Origin of the sequence: Curtobacterium sp. MCBD17_040 (assembly GCF_003234805.2) — a bacterium.
GTDB lineage: Bacteria > Actinomycetota > Actinomycetes > Actinomycetales > Microbacteriaceae > Curtobacterium.
Window position 1 is genome coordinate 3,284,404 of the sequence record NZ_CP126273.1, and the last position, 15,900, is coordinate 3,300,303.

Here is a 15,900-nt window from a genome sequence, read left to right on the forward strand (position 1 = left end):
CGAAGTGACACAACGACCTCAGGTCCGGGACCGCGCCAGGAGCCACACGAAGTACGGCGTCCCGATCACGGCGGTCAGCAGCCCCGCCCCGATCTGCGCGGGAGCGATCACGGTCCGCCCGAGCAGGTCCGCCAGGCACACGAGCACCGCACCGAGCAGGACCGCGACCGGGACGACGCGGGCGTGCCGCCGACCGACCAGGGCCCGGGCCGCGTGCGGGGCGACGAGTCCGACGAACCCGATGGTGCCGACGGCGGCGACGGCGGTCGCGGTGAGCACGACGCTCGTCACGAGGAACAGCAACCGGGTCGCGGGCAACCGGAGCCCGAGCAGACGCGGGGTGTCCTCGTCGAGCGACACGAGGTCGAGCGCCCGGTGCCGCAGGCCGACCACCACGAGTCCGAGTGCGAGCGCGACGACGACCGGGACGACGTCGGGCATCGTCCGCCCGTAGGTCGAGCCGGACAGCCAGGTCAGGGCCTTCGTCGCGTTGAACGGGTCGGTCAGGGCGATGAGCAGCCCGATGAGCGCCGTGGTCGCCGCCGAGGCCCCGATACCGATGAGCACGAGCCGGTCCTGCCGGAAGCCCCCGCGCGCGGCGAGCCCGAACACGACCGCCGCGACCACCCCGGCCCCGGCGAGCGCCGCCCCCGCGACGCCCCACGACCCCGCGACGGGCACGGTGGTGAGCAGGAGGACCGCACCGAGCCCGGCACCTCCGGAGACGCCGAGGATCCCCGGTTCCGCCAGGGGGTTCCGCGTCACGGCCTGCACGGCGGTGCCGGCGAGCGCGAGGGCCGCCCCGGCGAGGAGCGCGGCGAGCACCCTCGGCACACGCGTGTCGAGCACGTACGACACGATCGGCCCGGCTCGCCCGGTGGCCCAGTTGACGACGTCGCCGAGGAGGAGCTTCGCGTCGCCGAGCAGCACCGCGGCGATGACGGTGCCGACGAGCACCGCGGCGAGCACGACGACGGTGAGCACGAACACGACCGTGCTCGGGATCCGGAGTCGGTCCCCCGCGGTCGTGGTGTCCCCGGCGGAGCGGGCGCGGAAGGCGAGGCCGACGAGGAACACCGCGCCGACGAACGTGGTGACGGTGCCGGTGGGGACCCCGACGGCGGCGTCCCCACCGACCACCGCGCGGAGCAGCACGTCCGACCCGAGGACGACGACCGCGCCGACGAGCCCGGCGAGCGGGAGCGCGACGACCGCCCGGGCGAGTCCGGGGACGCGTCGGGTCAGTGGACGGGCGAGCGCGGGCGCGCAGAGTCCGACGAACCCGATCGGACCCGCGAGCGTGACCGCCGCCGCGGCGAGCAGCACCGCGAGCACGACGCTGACGACGCGGGTCCGGCGGACGCCGACGCCGAGGCCCCGCGCAGCGTCGTCCCCGAGCCCGAGCACGTCGATGCGCCGTCCGACCACGAGCAGACCGAGGATGCCCACCGCGACGACGGGTGCCATCTGCGCGACACCGCCCATGCCGTTCTGCGCGATGCTCCCCTGGCTCCACTGGTACAGCCCCTCGGTCCGTTCGGGGAACAGCAGCACGAGGGTCGAGGTCACCGACCCGACGCCGAGCGCCAGCGCGCTCCCGGCCAGGACGAGCCGGACGGTGCCCGACCCGAGGCCGGAGAGCGCGAGCACGACGCCCGCCGCGACGAGCCCGCCGACGAACGCGACGCCCGAGGAGGCCAGGAGCGGCAGGTGCAGCCCCGTCACCCCGACGACGGTGAGCGCGACGTACGCGCCGGCGTCGACGGCGAGCGTGTCGGGTGCGGCGAGTGGATTCCGGCTGATGGCCTGGAGGGCCGACCCGGCCACGCCGAGCGCGGCACCCACCAGGATCCCCGCGACCGCACGCGGCAGGCGCGACGCGACCACGACGGACGCGTCGCCCTGGTCCGCACGACCGGTGACGGCCCTCCAGACCGCCGCCGGCCCGACGGCCGCGGAGCCCTGCGTGACGTCCACGACGGCGAGCGCGGCCACGAGGACCGCGCCGGCCAGGAGCACCGCGGTGACGGTGACCGGCCGCCGCGGCGCCAGGAGCGTCACTTCGTGAGCGCCGTCACGACGGCGTGCACGTACGCGGTCATGGAGGCCGGGCCGCCGAACAGCCAGATGCCGTCGTGGAGCCGGTGCACGTGACCCGCGGTGACGAACGGCAGGGCCTTCCAGACGGCGTTCGACCCGAGCGCGCTCGTGAACACGTCGCCGCCGTCCGCGTCGTTCGCGAGGTAGAGGAACTGCACGTCCGACGGGAGCTTCGTCAGCCCCTCGACGTCGGTGCTGCCCAGGCCGTAGCTCCCGTCGCCGGTGACGTCCCAGGCGTTGTGGAGCCCGAGCTCCTCGGTGACGTCGCCGATCAGGGAGCCGTCGGCGTAGGGCCGGATGGTGACCTGGTTCGAGACCTCGTAGCCGTCGGCGAACGCGACGTCGTCACCGGAGCGCCCCGCTCTCGTGATCGCCTCCTTGCCCGCGGCGACGGCGTCGTGGAACCGGTCCATGACCTTCGCCGCCTGCTGCTGCCGCCCGGTGGCCTTCGCGATCATGTCGAGGTCGGTCGTCATCTGCTCGATCTGGTGCGAGGCGTCGGCGGACCGCACGGCCACGACGGGCGCGATCGCCCGGAGCTGCTCCAGGGTCGCGGCCGACAGGTCCGTCGTGGCGACGATGAGGTCGGGCGCGAGGGACGCGATGGTGTCGGTGCTCGGCTCGCCGCGGGTACCGATGTCCTTCGGTGAGCCCGTCAGCGGCGCGGTGGTGTCCCAGTTCCCGTAGCCCTTCGGGTCCGCGACGCCGACCGGCTGCACGCCGAGCGCGACGAGGTCCTCGACGACGTTCCACTCGGTGCCGACGACCTTCGTGGCCGGTCCGTCGAGGTGGACCTTCGTGCCGGTCGCGTCGGTGATCGTGATCGCGCCCGCGGTGGACGAGGACGTGCGCGAGGTCGCCTCGGTGGTCCCGCATCCGGTCAGGACGACGGCGGCGGTGACGGCGAGGGCCGCGGCGGTGATGATGCGCTTCATGGAGTGGGGTGGAGCCTTCCGGATCGGTCGTGGTGTCGGCCGACGGCCCGGGTGCGGACGGTACCCGTTGCCGAGTCGACGTCCACCTCGATTCGGATGCCGTAGACGGCGCTGAGGGTGGTCGCGGTGAGGACGTCCGCCGGGGTGCCCGTGGCGACGACGCGGCCGTCGGCGAGCAGGACGACGTCGTCCGCCACGGCCGCGGCCTGGTCGAGGTCGTGCAGGACGATGCCGACGGCGATCCGGTGCTCGTCGGCGAGGTCGCGGACGAGGTCGAGCAGCTCCACCTGGTAGCGCAGGTCCAGGTACGTCGTCGGCTCGTCGAGCAGGAGGACCCCGGTTTCCTGCGCGAGGCAGCTCGCGAGCCACACACGCTGGAGTTGGCCACCCGAGAGCTGGTCGACGGGGCGCTCCGCCAGCTCGGCCACGCCGGTGACCGTCATGGCGTGCGCGACGGCGGCCGGGCCTCCCGGATCGCTGCGTGTCCACCGGGTCCGGTGCGGGTGCCGGCCGAACGCGACGACCTCGTGGACGCGGAGGCCCCCGGGGGTCGGGCGGCCCTGGGTCAGGAGCGCGACGCGGCGGGCGAACTGGGCCGGTGCCAGGGCGAGGGCGTCGACCTGGTCGGGGTCGCTCGCGTGGTCGTCGTGGTCGGCGCGGTCGGCGCGGTCGGCGCGGTCGGCGCGGTCGGCGCGGTCGGCGCGGTCGGCGCGGTCGGCGCGGTCGGCGCGGTCGGCGCGGTCGGCGCGGTCGGCGTGGTCGGGGCCGAGGGTGATGCTGCCCGTGCGGGCGTGCTGGAGCCGGGCGAGGGTGCGGAGCAGCGTCGACTTCCCGCTGCCGTTCGGGCCGACGAGCGCGGTGACACGACCCGGGCGGAGCCGCAGATCGGCCGCGTGCACGACGTCGACGCGGTCGTACGCCACGGTGATGCCGGTGGCGTCGAGCCCGGAGGGGGCGACGGATGAGCGTCGCACCGCACGCGCGGGTGAGGCCGCCTCGGTCCGGTCGTCGGTCACGTAGGTGAGGTTAGCCTAACCTCACCCCTCCTCCGCAAGGGCTCCGCGACACATGACGCGCATCGCCCTCGTGTTGCACCTCCGAACCGCGCGCCCCGACGACAACTGCGCTGTCGTCCACGCGCGCCCTTCGTCGTCCACGCGCGCACTCGCCGGTCCGCGCTCGCCGGTCCGCACGCCCGGCGTCACTGCGGGTAGGGCGTCTCCCCGCGCTCGAGCATCGCGACGAGCTTCGCCAGGCGGTTCGCCCGGGCCGTCGGACTCGGCGCCGTCGTGATCCGGTGCAGCACCGCGTACCGGTTCTGCCGGTTCAGCGTCGCGAAGCGCTCGGCCGCCGCGGGCGATGCCGCGAGCGCCGCCGTCAGGTCCTCCGGCTCGGCGATCGCCGCCGACCCGGCGTACGCGCTGGCCCATCGCCCGTCGGCCTGGGCACGGTCGACCTCCGCCTGGCCACGCGGTCGCATCCGCCCCTGCGCCGTCAGGGCCGCGACGAGCCCGATGTTCCGCTGCGACCACAGCGACGTCCGGCGCCGCGGCGTGAACCGCTGGAGGAACGTGGCGGCGTCGTTCCCCCGCTTCTGCCCGTCGATCCAGCCGCTGCACAGGGCCTCGTCGAGGGCCTGGTCGTACGTCAGCGAGGTCGGGTCGACCGTGCCCTTCTTCGCGAGCACGAGCCACACGCCGTCGGGGTCGTCCTCGTGTGCGTCGAGCCAGGCGCGCCACGCCGCGGCGTCGGCGACGACGAGCACCGCCGAGCCCGGTGCCGCCGGACCCGGTACCGCCGGACCCGGTGCCGCCGGACCCGGTGCCGCGCTCCCGCTCACCGGCGGAGGGCGATCCCGTGGGCGTCCCGCGCCGTGGTCGCGACACGGTAGATCGACGTCGTCGCCGCGATGAACAGCGTCGTGCCGTCGTCGCCCCCGAAGCAGAGGTTCGCGACGACCTCGGGGACGGGCACGGTCCCGATCCGGTCCCCCGAGGGTGCGACGACGATGACGCCCTGCGCGCTCGAGCTCCACACGTTCCCGTCCTCGTCGACGCGGATGCCGTCGGGGACGCCCTCGTCGACCGCGAACTGGGCGAAGACGCGGCCGTTGTTGCACCGGATGCCATCCACGACGTCGTACGCCCGGATCCACCGGTTCCCGACGTCCGAGCCCTCGGATGCGGACGAATCGGCGACGTAGAGCGTCGTCCCGTCGGGTGAGAACGCCAACCCGTTCGGCTCCTCCACGTCGAGCACGACCGGGCGGACCCGGCCGGTCGCGGGGTCGAACCGGAACACCGCGTGGTCCCCGTACTCCAGGTACCCGGCGTGGCCCTCACGCGACTGGGTGATCCCGTAGTCGGGGTCGGTGAACCAGATCGTGCCGTCGGGTGCGACGACCACGTCGTTCGGGGAGTTGAACCGGACACCGTCCCAGCTCGCCACGATCGGTTCGACGACGCCGTCGCGGTCCCGCTCGACGCGTCGCCGGCCGTGGGAGCACTGCACGACGCTGCCGTCCCGGTCGAGCGTCCGGCCGTTCGTGAACTCGACGCGGTCGGCGTACACGCTGGTGGTGCCGTCGTCGGCGTGCCACTGCATGATGCGGTCGCCGGGGATGTCGGACCAGCGGAGGGTCCGCGTCGCCGGGATCCACACGGGGCCCTCGGCCCAGGTGCTCCCCGTGGCGATGCGCTCGACGGCGCCGGGATCGGGGACGAGGTCGGTCAGCGGCACGGGTTCTCCTTCGAACGCACGGGCGCGACGCACCCGTCCGCTCCATGCTGGCGCATGTCGGGTCCGACGGTCAGGAGGCGAGGGCCCCGATCTCGGCGACGGTCGCGGCGATCCGGTCGGCGAAGTCCGGATCGGTGGTGCTGCCGCCCTGGTGGACGGCCTCGAGCAGCGCACCGAGCACGAGGGTCACCGCGAGTCGAGCGGTCCGTTCGGGCACGCGACCGGCGGCGATCGCGACGAGGTCCTTCCGCAGGTCCGCCATCCACTTGAGCACGGCCGGCATGAGCTCGGGCTGCTCGGTGATGAGGTCCTTCATGACGGCCTTCTCGTGCGGTGAGGCGCCGGTCTCGGCGACGACGTGCGCGACGAGAGCGCAGAGGTCGGACACGAGGGCGTCGGGTTCCCCAGCGGCGAACCGTGCCCGCTGGGCATCGTCGATCCGGAGGTCCGGCAGCCCGAGTGCGGCGGCGGACTTCGACGGGAAGTAGTTGAAGAACGTGCGGGTCGAGACACCGGCTTCGGCGCAGATCGCGTCGATCGTCACGCCATGGAGGCCGTGCTCGGCGGTCAGGCGGCGTGCGGCGTCCTGGATGTGCCCGCGGGTCTGCCGCTTCTTGCGGGCCCGGAGCGTGGATGACTCGGGGTCGACGCCCGCGATGTCGATCGCGGCCGTGTCGAGCGTGGCGCTGGTGTCCACGTCGTCTCCGTCCTGGTGGTCGTGGTCGTCCGGCAGCGGTCGCGCCGGATCGGTGCGGCGCCGCCCCCGTCCTGTCGGACGGCGACGGCGCCGCGGTCCTGCCCTACTTGGAGACCGGGATCGACCCGGTCGCGGGGGCGGTCAACGAGCCGGTGAGGTCGGCGGCGCGCACGGCCTCCACCTCGAGGTCGTCGGCCGTCTGGTCCTTGTCGGCCTGCTCCTGCAGTGCGGACCGCTGCCGCAGCGGCGGCACCTTGAAGAACCAGCTGAGGACGAACGCGAGCAGGATCACGCCGAGGCCGACCCAGTAGATCGACACGGCCGAGGCGTTGAAGCCGGTCATGAAGGGCTTGGTGAGCCGCGCGTCCGCGCCGTTGAGGTACGACGTGTCGCTCGTCTCGCTCGCGGAACTGCTCGAGCCCGACGTGCCCTTCCGCAACTGCTTCGCGATGGCCGGTGTGACCTCGTTCACGACGTGCTTCCGCTGACTGGCATCGCTGTAGTCGATCGTCAGCCGACCGTTCGACACCGAGGCGTGCGCCTGCTTCGCGGCAGCTGTCAGGGCCTGCTGCTCGGCGGCCGGTTCGGCGGCGGCGACCTGCTGCTGGATGACGGTCTGCGCGGCCGCTGCCGGGACGGTGCCGGCGGTGACCTGCTGCTGGACGGCGGCGGTCACCTGCTGGGTGACGGCCTTGTCCGCGGCGGCCTTGGCGGCGGTCGTGCCCTGGTCGAGCGCGTCCTGGAGCTTGCTCCCGATCGGGGTGACGATCGGGGTCCAGATCTGCTTCATCACGCCCTTGTTCTCCGACGCGTTCGCGACCGAGGGGGTCAGGGCGGCGTTCAGGCCACTCGACAGGTCCGTCTTGTCCGACATCGCGGTCACGATGTTCGTCGGCATGAGGGAGAACAGCACCGACAGGAGCACGGCCGTGCCGAGCGTTCCACCGATCTGCCGGAAGAACGTCGCCGAGCTCGTGGCGACACCCATGTCCCGGGGCTCGACCGAGTTCTGGCTGGCGAGCGTGATGGTCTGCATGAGCTGGCCGAGGCCGAGACCGATGAAGAACATGCCGATCATGAGGAACCAGAGCGGCTTGTCGATCGTCATGAACGTCAGGACGACGAAGCCGACGGCGGTGAACGCGGTGCCGGTGACCGGGAAGATCCGGTACCTGCCGGTGCGGGACACGATCTGGCCGGACACGATCGACGCGATCATGAGGCCACCGATCATCGGCAGCGTGGCGAAGCCGGACGCCGTCGGGGACAGCCCGGTGACGATCTGCAGGTACAACGGGATGGTCAGCATGGCGCCGAACATCGCGAACCCGACGAGGAAGCCCATGACGGTCGCCATCGAGAACACGCCCGAGCGGAACAGCTTGAGCGGGATGATCGCGTCGTCCTTCATGAGGGTCTCGACGACCAGGAACCCGACCAGTCCGGCGACGCCCACGGCGTAGCAGGTGATGGCGCCGGCGGAACCCCAGCCCCAGTCGCGGCCCTCCTCGGCGACGAGCAGGAGCGGCGCGAGGGTCACGATGACCGAGGTCGCACCCCACCAGTCGATGCGCGGCGTGCGCTTCTCGCCGGTCTTCGGCAGGTGCAGGAACGCGATGACCATGAGCAGCGCCGCGATGCCGATCGGGACGTTCACCAGGAACACCCAGCGCCAGCCCGTGATGAACAGGATCTGCGCGGCACCCGAGAACAGACCGCCGACGAGCGGGCCGATGACCGACGAGATGCCGAACACGGCCAGGAAGTACCCCTGGTACTTCGCGCGCTCACGGGGCGCGAGGATGTCGCCCATGATCGCGAGGGGCAGCGACATGAGCGCGCCCGCACCGATGCCCTGGAACGCGCGGAAGGCGGCGAGCATGAGCATCGAGGTCGAGAAGGACGACAGCAGCGACCCGACGACGAACACCGAGATGCCGAAGATGTACAGCGGGCGGCGCCCGAACAGGTCCGAGAGCTTGCCGTAGATCGGCGTGGTGATCGTCGAGGTGATGAGGTACGCGGTGGTCACCCACGCCTGCTCGTTGAGACCGTGCAGGTCGTCACCGATGGTGCGGATGGCGGTCCCGACGATCGTCTGGTCGAGGGACGAGAGGAACATGCCGGCCATGAGGCCGTAGATGACGAGCAGGATCTGGCGGTGGCTCATGATCGGCGAGCCCGATGCGGGCGCCGATCCTGGAGCACTGCGCCGGACCTGCGCGGGAGCGGAGGCGGTTGACATTGCGGTCCTTCGGATGGGTGTGGAGATGCGTGCGTCGCCTGCAGGGAGCCGACCTCGTCGGGGTGCCGACGGTGGCATACAACTTGCAGTGCATGCAACTTTACACCTGCCGCAGCTTTGCACAACCCGCAATAGTGCAAGCACTGCACCCCGCGTTCGCGGGCCGCGACGGACGGGAGGCGGGACCCGCGTGCTCGACGCAGGTCCCGCCTCCCGGGTTGGTGATGCGGGCGCCCCTCAGGCGCCAGCGGACGCGGTCAGGCGCGGTGCTCCGGGTGCTCGTGGTGGGCGACCGCCGGAGCGGCGTCCTCGACCACCGGCGCCGCGTGGTGGCCGTGCTCCGCGTGGGTGTCGTCCCCGCGGGAGGGCATGCCCCGCTCGAGCTTCGCACCCTCGACGTCGACGTCCGGCACGATCCGGTCGAGCCACTTCGGGAACCACCAGGCCGCGCGCCCGAGCAGGTGCATGGACGCCGGGATGAGCAGCAGGCGGACGATGAACGCGTCCACGAGCACCCCGAACGCCAGCCCGAACCCGATCGGTCGGATCGTCGAGGACTCCGAGAAGATGAAGCCGGAGAACACCGAGATCATGATGATCGCCGCCGCCGTGACGACCGCCCGGCCCGCGTGGACGCCCCGCTGCACCGCGATCTTCGCCGGGGCTCCGTGGGCGTAGGCCTCGCGCATGCCCGACACGAGGAACAACTGGTAGTCCATCGCGAGCCCGAACAGCACGCCCACCTCGATCACCGGCAGGAAGCTCAGGATCGGTGCCGGGTCGTGCACGCCGAACACCTGGCCGAGCCAGCCCCACTGGTAGATCGCGGTCAGGCCGCCGAACGCCGCCAGGAGCGAGAGCACGAAGCCGGCCGTCGCGGTGAGCGGCACGAGGAACGACCGGAACACGATGATGAGGATGATGAGCGAGAGTCCGACGACCACGACGAGGTAGAGCGGCAGGACGTCCGCGAGCTTCTCGGAGACGTCGATGTTCGCACTCGCGTTGCCGGCGACACCGAGGTGCACGTTCCCCCCGTCGGCCTTGACCGGCGACAGGTCGCGGAGGTCGTGCACGAGGTTCTCCGTGGACACGCTCGAGGGTCCGCCCGTGGGCTGCACCTGGAACGCGATGACGGTCCCGTCCGACGACGCCCCGATCGGTGCGACGGCGTGCACGTGACCCTGGTCGGCGATCTTCTGCCCGATCGCGACCTCCTGCCGGAGCAGGTCGTTGCCGGTCGCCTTGTGCGGCAGGTCGGCGACGACGAGGATCGGGCCGTTCTGACCGGCACCGAACTCGCGCTCGAGCACCTTGTACGCCTTGTACTGGCTTGAGTCGGTGGCCTCGGCGGCACCCGTCGGGAGCCCGAGGCGCATGTGCATGGCGGGCAGGGCGACGACCCCGAGCACCGCGACGCCGGCCACGAGGGTGACGATCGCGCGCCAGGTCGCCATGGGCTTGTTCGGGATCCGCACCGAGCCGGTGCGCCCGATCGCCGCGCGCTCCTTCCGACGGAGGATGCGGAAGCCGACGAGGCTCAGCATCGCGGGCGTGAAGCTGATCGCCACGAGGATCGCGACCGCCACCGCGACGGCGCCGACCGTGCCCATGAGCCCGAGGAACGGGATGCCCGTGATGTTGAGCGCGAGGAGCGCGACGATCACCGTCGACCCCGCGAACACGACCGCGTTGCCCGAGGTGCCGTTCGCCAGCCCGATCGACTGGTGCAGCTCCATGCCCTGCTTCAGCTGGGACCGGTGCCGGTTGAGGATGAACAGCGAGTAGTCGATGCCGACGGCCAGACCGAGCATCACCCCGAGCACCGGCGTCACCGAGATGAACTCGACGAGGCCCGAGAACGACATCGCACCGAGCGTGGCGACGCCCACCCCGAGGATCGCGCTGACGAGCGGCAGCGCGGCGCCGATGACCGTGCCGAGCATGACGAGCAGCACGATCGCGGCGATGACGATGCCGACGACCTCACCGGGGCCGAGGATGCTCGGAACGCCCTGCGCGATGTCGTTCGACGGGTAGACCCGCACGCCGTCGATGCCGGCGTGCTCCGACTTGTCGACGATCTTGTTCTTCAGTGTCTGCGGCACCGCGATCGTCGCCTTCTGGAACGACACCGTGCCCACCGCGGCACTGCCGTTCGACGACACGAAGCGGATGTTCTTCGACAGGTCGAGCAACTGCGAGCTCAGGTCGAGCTTCGTCTCGTTCTGCTGGAGCTTCTTCCGGTTCGCGTCGAGCTTCTGCTGGTTGGTCGCCAGCGTCGCCTTGCTCGCGTCGAGTTTCTGCTGGTTCGCGTCGATCTGCGCCTGGCCGGCCGTGAGCTGCGCCTGCACCGCCGCGAGCTGACCGGCCGCCTGGGCCTGCGCTTTCTGCTGGTCGAGCTGCTGCTGCGCGGCGTCGATCTGCTGCTGTCCCGCGGTGAGCTGCTGCTGGCCTGCGTCGATCTGCGCCTGCGCGGCGTCGAGCTGCTGCTTGCCCGTGACGATCTTCTGCTTGCCGTCCTGCACCTGCTGGCGCTGGTCCGCCAGTTCCTGCTGGGTGGTGAACGGGTTCGTGGTCGCCCGGACGCCCTTGTACCCGTCGATCGTCGACAGGAAGGACCTGATGCCGGACTTCTGGTCGGCCGTGAACGCGTCGCCGCTCGTCGTCTGGAAGACGATCGTGCCGCTGCCCCCGCTGGCCGACTTGAACTTCTTGGCGAGCTCGTCGGTCACCTTGCTCGTCGCGGTCCCCGGGATGGTGATCGAGGACGAGATCGTCCCGGCGAACAGGCTGTACCCGACCCCGGCGAGCGCCAGGATCACGATCCAGGCGACGACGACGGACCAGTGTCGGCGCGCGGCGAAGCGTCCGAGGCGGTAGAGGAGACCGGCCATGCTGGTGCCCCGTTCCTTTCTGTGCGGTGGTGGTGCTGCTGGGATCGGGGTACGCCGGTGGACCCCTCGTGGTCAGTGCTGGGGCATGTAGCCGCTGCGGACGCTGTCGATGAGTCGGCCGAGCAACGCGTCCCACTGTGCGCGGCCGTCGCCGTCAGTGCTCGCACCCGTGCGGAGGACCCAGTGCTTCGAGATCACGACGACGCCGTTCATGAGCGAGGTCACGAGGAGTTCGGCGTCGAGCGGGTCGGCCGACGGGTTGCGGCGACGGACCTCGTCGACGAGGACGGCGGTCGACCGGTCGAAGGCCTCGTCGATGAGCAGACGACCGCGGCGGTCCTCCTCGGGCGGCTCACCGAGCACGCGCACGATCGACGAGATCGCGGTCGGCAGGTCGGCGACGCGTAACCACTCGGCGATCTCGTCGAACATGGAGGCCCGGTCACCGTTGCCGACGGGCGTCGCGGTGGCCGTCGCCACGAAGTCGTCGAGGACGACGGTGAGCAGCTCGCCACAGAGCGCGAGGACGACCTCGTCGATCGACGAGAAGTGGTTGAACACCGTGCGGCGCGCGACGTCGGCTCGGGCGGCGAGCTCGTCGACGCTGAACCGGGGGCCGCCCCGTTCGGCGGTCAGGGCGCGAGCAGCGTCGAGGATCGCCGTCCGGTGTCGCGCCTTGAGCACGGCCCGTCGGTCGATGCTGGTCCCCGTGGTCACTCCGGAGACACTAGGTGCACCGATGCACGGAGTGCAACGACGTCCATCCGACACTCAGGTCCGTGACCCCGGGGTGAACCGCGTCACAGGCGAACCATCTGGTCTCGCTTACCCCCAGGGGGTACCCTATCATCATGATGATCCTGCAGGCGATCGGTGCCGCCCTGGCGGCGGCCGGGACGATGGCGTGGACGATCCTCTGGCCCCTCGTGCTCGGGTTCGCCCTGTCGGGTGTGATCCAGGCCGCGGTCAGGACCGAACGCATCACCCGGCTCATGCACGACGACTCCCCGCGTGCCATCGCGGTGGCGACGGGGTTCGGAGCACTGTCCTCCTCGTGCTCCTACGCGGCGGTCGCGCTCGCCCGGGCACTGTTCCGGAAGGGCGCGAGCCTCACCGCGGCGATCGCGTTCGAGGTGGCGTCGACGAACCTCGTCGTCGAGCTCGGCCTCGTCCTCGCGTTCGTCATGGGATGGCAGTTCACCCTCGCTGAGTTCATCGGCGGTCCCGTCATGATCGTGCTCGTCGCGCTCGGCTTCCGACTCTGGATGCGGGGTCGCATCGTCGACGCCGCACGGGAGCAGGCCGACCGGGGCCTCGCTGGCTCGATGGAGGGGCACGCGGCGATGGACATGTCGGTCGCCGGTGACCAGGGGTTCTGGCGACGCCTGTTCTCCCGACCGGGCATCACGTCCGTGTCCCAGTACTTCGTCATGGACTGGGCCGCCGTACTCCGGGACATCGTCATCGGGCTCCTCATCGCGGGGGCGTTCGAGGCCTGGGTCCCGAGGGCATGGCTGCAGGCGGTGTTCCTGCACGGTGACCCGACGGTCGCGTTCTTCCTCGACCCGCTCATCGGACCGGTCATCGCCATGGTCAGCTTCGTGTGCTCGGTCGGGAACGTCCCGCTCGCGGCGGTGCTCTGGAACGGCGGGATCAGCTTCGGCGGCGTCGTGAGCTTCGTCTTCGCCGACCTGCTCATCATCCCGATCATCGTGATCTACCGGAAGTACTACGGCTGGGCGGCCGCCCTCAGGATCACCGGCGTCCTCTACGGTGCCATGGTGCTCGCCGGGTACGTCGTCGAGCTCGTCTTCACGCCGCTCGGCCTCGTCCCCACCGGTCGGCACCTGGCGATCGCCGAGACCGGGATCACGTGGAACTACACCACCTGGTTGGACATCCTGTTCCTGGTCGTGGCGGCGGTCCTGCTCGTCGTGTTCGTCCGCAGCGGCTCGTGGTCGATGCTGCGAATGATGGGCGGCGGCCCGGACGACGGGGGCCACGCGCACGAGCACCACGAAGCGAACGAGCACGGGCACGGGCACGAGCACGAGCACGAGCACGACGAAGCGCACGCGCACCACGACGTGGGCGGGCACCACCCGCACCACTGACCGCCCGTCAGCGGTACAGCGTCTCGCGCGGGTACTCCCCGAAGGCCGCTGCGTACGCCCCCGAGAACCGGCCGAGGTGCACGAAGCCCCAACGGCGTGCGACGTCGCCGACGGACACGTCCTCGGGGTGCTGCTCGAGCAGTTCGGCCCGCACCCGCTCCAGGCGCACCTGCCGCAGGTACCGCGTGGGCGACGTGGCCAGGGCACGCTCGAACGCCTGCTGCAGGGAGCGGGAGCTCACGTTCGCCGCCGCGGCGACGTCCGTGAGCGTGATCGGCAGATGGGCGTTCGCGTGGATGAACTCGACCGCCGTGCGGACCCGCCGGTGGCGCGGGAGCAGCAGCTCGGGCGGCAGGGAGGTCGCCTCGTGCGGGAACGTCGACAGGAGCGACACCGCGGCGAGGCGGTTCACCTCGCTCCGCAGCAGGGCACTGGCGTCGGCGCTCGCGCCCACGGCGTTCACCGTCCGCACCGCCGCCGTCCACCGCTGGAGCGCGTGGTCCTCGAGTCGGCCACCGTGTCGGAACCGCAGGGGCCCGCCGTCGTGGCCCTCGACCTCCGCCGCGACCCGCTCGAGGTACCGGCCGTCGAGGTGGACGAGGTTCTGCTTGTAGTCGGCGAACGCGAACCGGTTCTGGCCACCGGTGGTGAACAGGACGGGCTGCCCGGGTTCGAGCGGCGTGAGGTCGCCGGTCCCCTCGAGGTCCATCGCGCCGGTCCCCGCGGTGATCCACGTGACCACGTACTCGCCCTGCACCTGGACGGTGCCTTCGACCGACCCCGTGAACCGATTCCCCCGCAGCGTGACGTCGTCGTCCCCGGCGATCGTGTAGCGGTACCCGAACTCGCGCTCGGTCGGCTCGATGTGGAACTGCCGTCCGTTGTACGCGGCCTCGTACATAGCACGGGCATCGTCGATGTCCTGCCCGGCGACCACTGAGCGTCGCACCACGTCCTCTGCCATCATCTAAGGATCGCAGCCGTGGCGCCCGGACGCCGGGGTTGACAGGGAACTGCGCGTCTGGGACACGCGGGCGCGCCCGGGCGCAGCCGGCCTGCGGCATCCTGAGGGCATGACCGACGGCTCCCCCACCCCCGCCGACGAGCACGACGGCCCCGAGCGAACGGCGGATGTCGCGACCGCTCGGCGCGCCGTCGTCCGCCAGGGCGTCTCGGTCGCCGTCGCGACCGGACTGTACGGCGTGAGCTTCGGCGCGCTGAGCGTGGCGAGCGGCCTCAGCGTCGTGCAGACCTGCCTGCTGTCGCTCCTCCTGTTCAGCGGCGGGTCGCAGTTCGCGCTCGTCGGGATCCTCGGCGGCGGCGGCACCGCGGGGGCGGCGATCGCGGCCGCCTCCCTGCTCGGCATCCGGAACGCGCTCTACGGGCTCCAACTCGGTCCGACGATGCTCCCCCGCGGGTGGCGTCGCATCGTGGTCCCCCAGCTCACGATCGACGAGTCCACGGCGGTCGCGGTCGCGCAGTCCTCGCGGCCGCTCCGTCGCCTGGGGTTCTGGGTGACCGGCCTCGGCGTGTACATCGGATGGAACGTCATGACGCTCGTCGGGGCCCTCGCGGGGTCCGCGCTCGGCGATCCGAAGCGCTACGGGCTCGACGCCGCCGCCTCGGCCGCGTTCATCGCACTCCTCTGGCCGCGGCTGCGGGCACGGCAACCGGTCGCCATCGCGATCGTCGCCGGGATCGTGACGACCGCACTCATCCCCGTGATCCCACAGGGCCTCCCGGTGCTCGCCGCCGCGTGCGTGGGCGCGGTGATCGCATGGTGGTGGCCCGACCGGTGGCGGCCCTCCCGGCCGGATGCGACCGGGGCCGCGTCGTGACCGCGTGGATCGCGGTCATCGTGGCGTCGGCGATCGCGTACGGGTTCAAGTTCTCCGGCTACACCGTCCCCCCGGCCGTGCTCGAGGAGCCCCGGGTCGCCCGCATCAGCGAGATGCTCCCGGCCGCCCTGCTCGCCTCGCTCGTCGTCCTGCAGACGTTCTCGACCGCGACGCACCTGGTGCTCGACGCGCGCGCGGCCGGGCTCGTCGTGGCGATCGTCGCGCTCGTGCTGCGGGCGCCGTTCATCGTCGTGGTCGCGCTGGCCGCCGTGACCGCCGCGGTACTGCGGGCGCTCGGCTGGTCCTGAAGCGGGGTCTGCTCGCGCCATGTGCTC

13 protein-coding genes are annotated in these 15,900 nt (G+C 71.7%); 3 read left to right on the forward strand and 10 right to left on the reverse strand.

From position 1 onward, the window contains the following. Positions 1–18: 18 nt before the first annotated feature. The 9 genes from DEI94_RS15465 to DEI94_RS15505 form a co-directional block, all read right to left on the reverse strand. The gene (locus DEI94_RS15465) at positions 19–2,061 is read right to left on the reverse strand and encodes an iron ABC transporter permease (RefSeq protein ID WP_111027235.1); all 2,043 of its coding nucleotides are present in this window, start codon (positions 2,059–2,061) and stop codon (positions 19–21) included. After that, positions 2,058–3,035 (reverse strand): ABC transporter substrate-binding protein, encoded by a 978-nt coding sequence (locus tag DEI94_RS15470; protein ID WP_111027236.1) that lies wholly within the window; start codon positions 3,033–3,035, stop codon positions 2,058–2,060. Before DEI94_RS15470 ends, DEI94_RS15465 begins: the two co-directional genes overlap by 4 nt. Continuing rightward, complete coding sequence (locus tag DEI94_RS15475; RefSeq protein WP_111027237.1) at positions 3,032–4,051, reverse strand: ABC transporter ATP-binding protein; 1,020 nt, start codon at positions 4,049–4,051, stop codon at positions 3,032–3,034. Before DEI94_RS15475 ends, DEI94_RS15470 begins: the two co-directional genes overlap by 4 nt. Before the next feature lie 185 nt (positions 4,052–4,236). Beyond that, positions 4,237–4,800 (reverse strand): YdeI/OmpD-associated family protein, encoded by a 564-nt coding sequence (locus DEI94_RS15480; RefSeq protein WP_111027238.1) that lies wholly within the window; start codon positions 4,798–4,800, stop codon positions 4,237–4,239. A gap of 71 nt (positions 4,801–4,871) precedes the next feature. Next, positions 4,872–5,774, reverse strand: a complete 903-nt coding sequence (locus DEI94_RS15485) for an SMP-30/gluconolactonase/LRE family protein (RefSeq protein WP_349775206.1) — start codon at positions 5,772–5,774, stop codon at positions 4,872–4,874. A gap of 70 nt (positions 5,775–5,844) precedes the next feature. Continuing rightward, positions 5,845–6,471 (reverse strand): TetR/AcrR family transcriptional regulator, encoded by a 627-nt coding sequence (locus tag DEI94_RS15490; protein WP_258368646.1) that lies wholly within the window; start codon positions 6,469–6,471, stop codon positions 5,845–5,847. 103 nt (positions 6,472–6,574) lie between these two features. Next, on the reverse strand, positions 6,575–8,716 hold the full coding sequence (locus DEI94_RS15495; RefSeq protein ID WP_181441848.1) for an MDR family MFS transporter: 2,142 nt from the start codon (positions 8,714–8,716) through the stop codon (positions 6,575–6,577). A gap of 257 nt (positions 8,717–8,973) precedes the next feature. Next, the gene (locus tag DEI94_RS15500) at positions 8,974–11,613 is read right to left on the reverse strand and encodes an MMPL family transporter (protein WP_111027241.1); all 2,640 of its coding nucleotides are present in this window, start codon (positions 11,611–11,613) and stop codon (positions 8,974–8,976) included. A gap of 72 nt (positions 11,614–11,685) precedes the next feature. Continuing rightward, complete coding sequence (locus DEI94_RS15505) at positions 11,686–12,330, reverse strand: TetR/AcrR family transcriptional regulator (protein WP_181441849.1); 645 nt, start codon at positions 12,328–12,330, stop codon at positions 11,686–11,688. A gap of 134 nt (positions 12,331–12,464) precedes the next feature. Here DEI94_RS15505 and DEI94_RS15510 point away from each other — a divergent pair, with 134 nt between their 5' ends. After that, positions 12,465–13,727 carry a permease gene (locus DEI94_RS15510; protein ID WP_111027243.1) on the forward strand — a complete coding sequence of 421 codons (1,263 nt, stop codon included), beginning with the start codon at positions 12,465–12,467 and terminating at the stop codon, positions 13,725–13,727. Between the two features lie 7 nt (positions 13,728–13,734). On the opposite strand, the gene DEI94_RS15515 is transcribed toward DEI94_RS15510, so the two are convergent. Next, entirely contained in the window at positions 13,735–14,691 is a 957-nt protein-coding gene (locus DEI94_RS15515; protein WP_146249520.1) for a helix-turn-helix transcriptional regulator, read from the reverse strand. Between the two features lie 109 nt (positions 14,692–14,800). Here DEI94_RS15515 and DEI94_RS15520 point away from each other — a divergent pair, with 109 nt between their 5' ends. Both DEI94_RS15520 and DEI94_RS15525 read left to right on the forward strand, forming a co-directional pair. Continuing rightward, a complete protein-coding gene (locus DEI94_RS15520; RefSeq protein ID WP_111014119.1) occupies positions 14,801–15,565 on the forward strand; it encodes an AzlC family ABC transporter permease in 765 nt (254 codons plus the stop codon). Next, entirely contained in the window at positions 15,562–15,873 is a 312-nt protein-coding gene (locus DEI94_RS15525) for an AzlD domain-containing protein (RefSeq protein WP_111014148.1), read from the forward strand. Before DEI94_RS15520 ends, DEI94_RS15525 begins: the two co-directional genes overlap by 4 nt. Positions 15,874–15,900 lie beyond the last annotated feature (27 nt).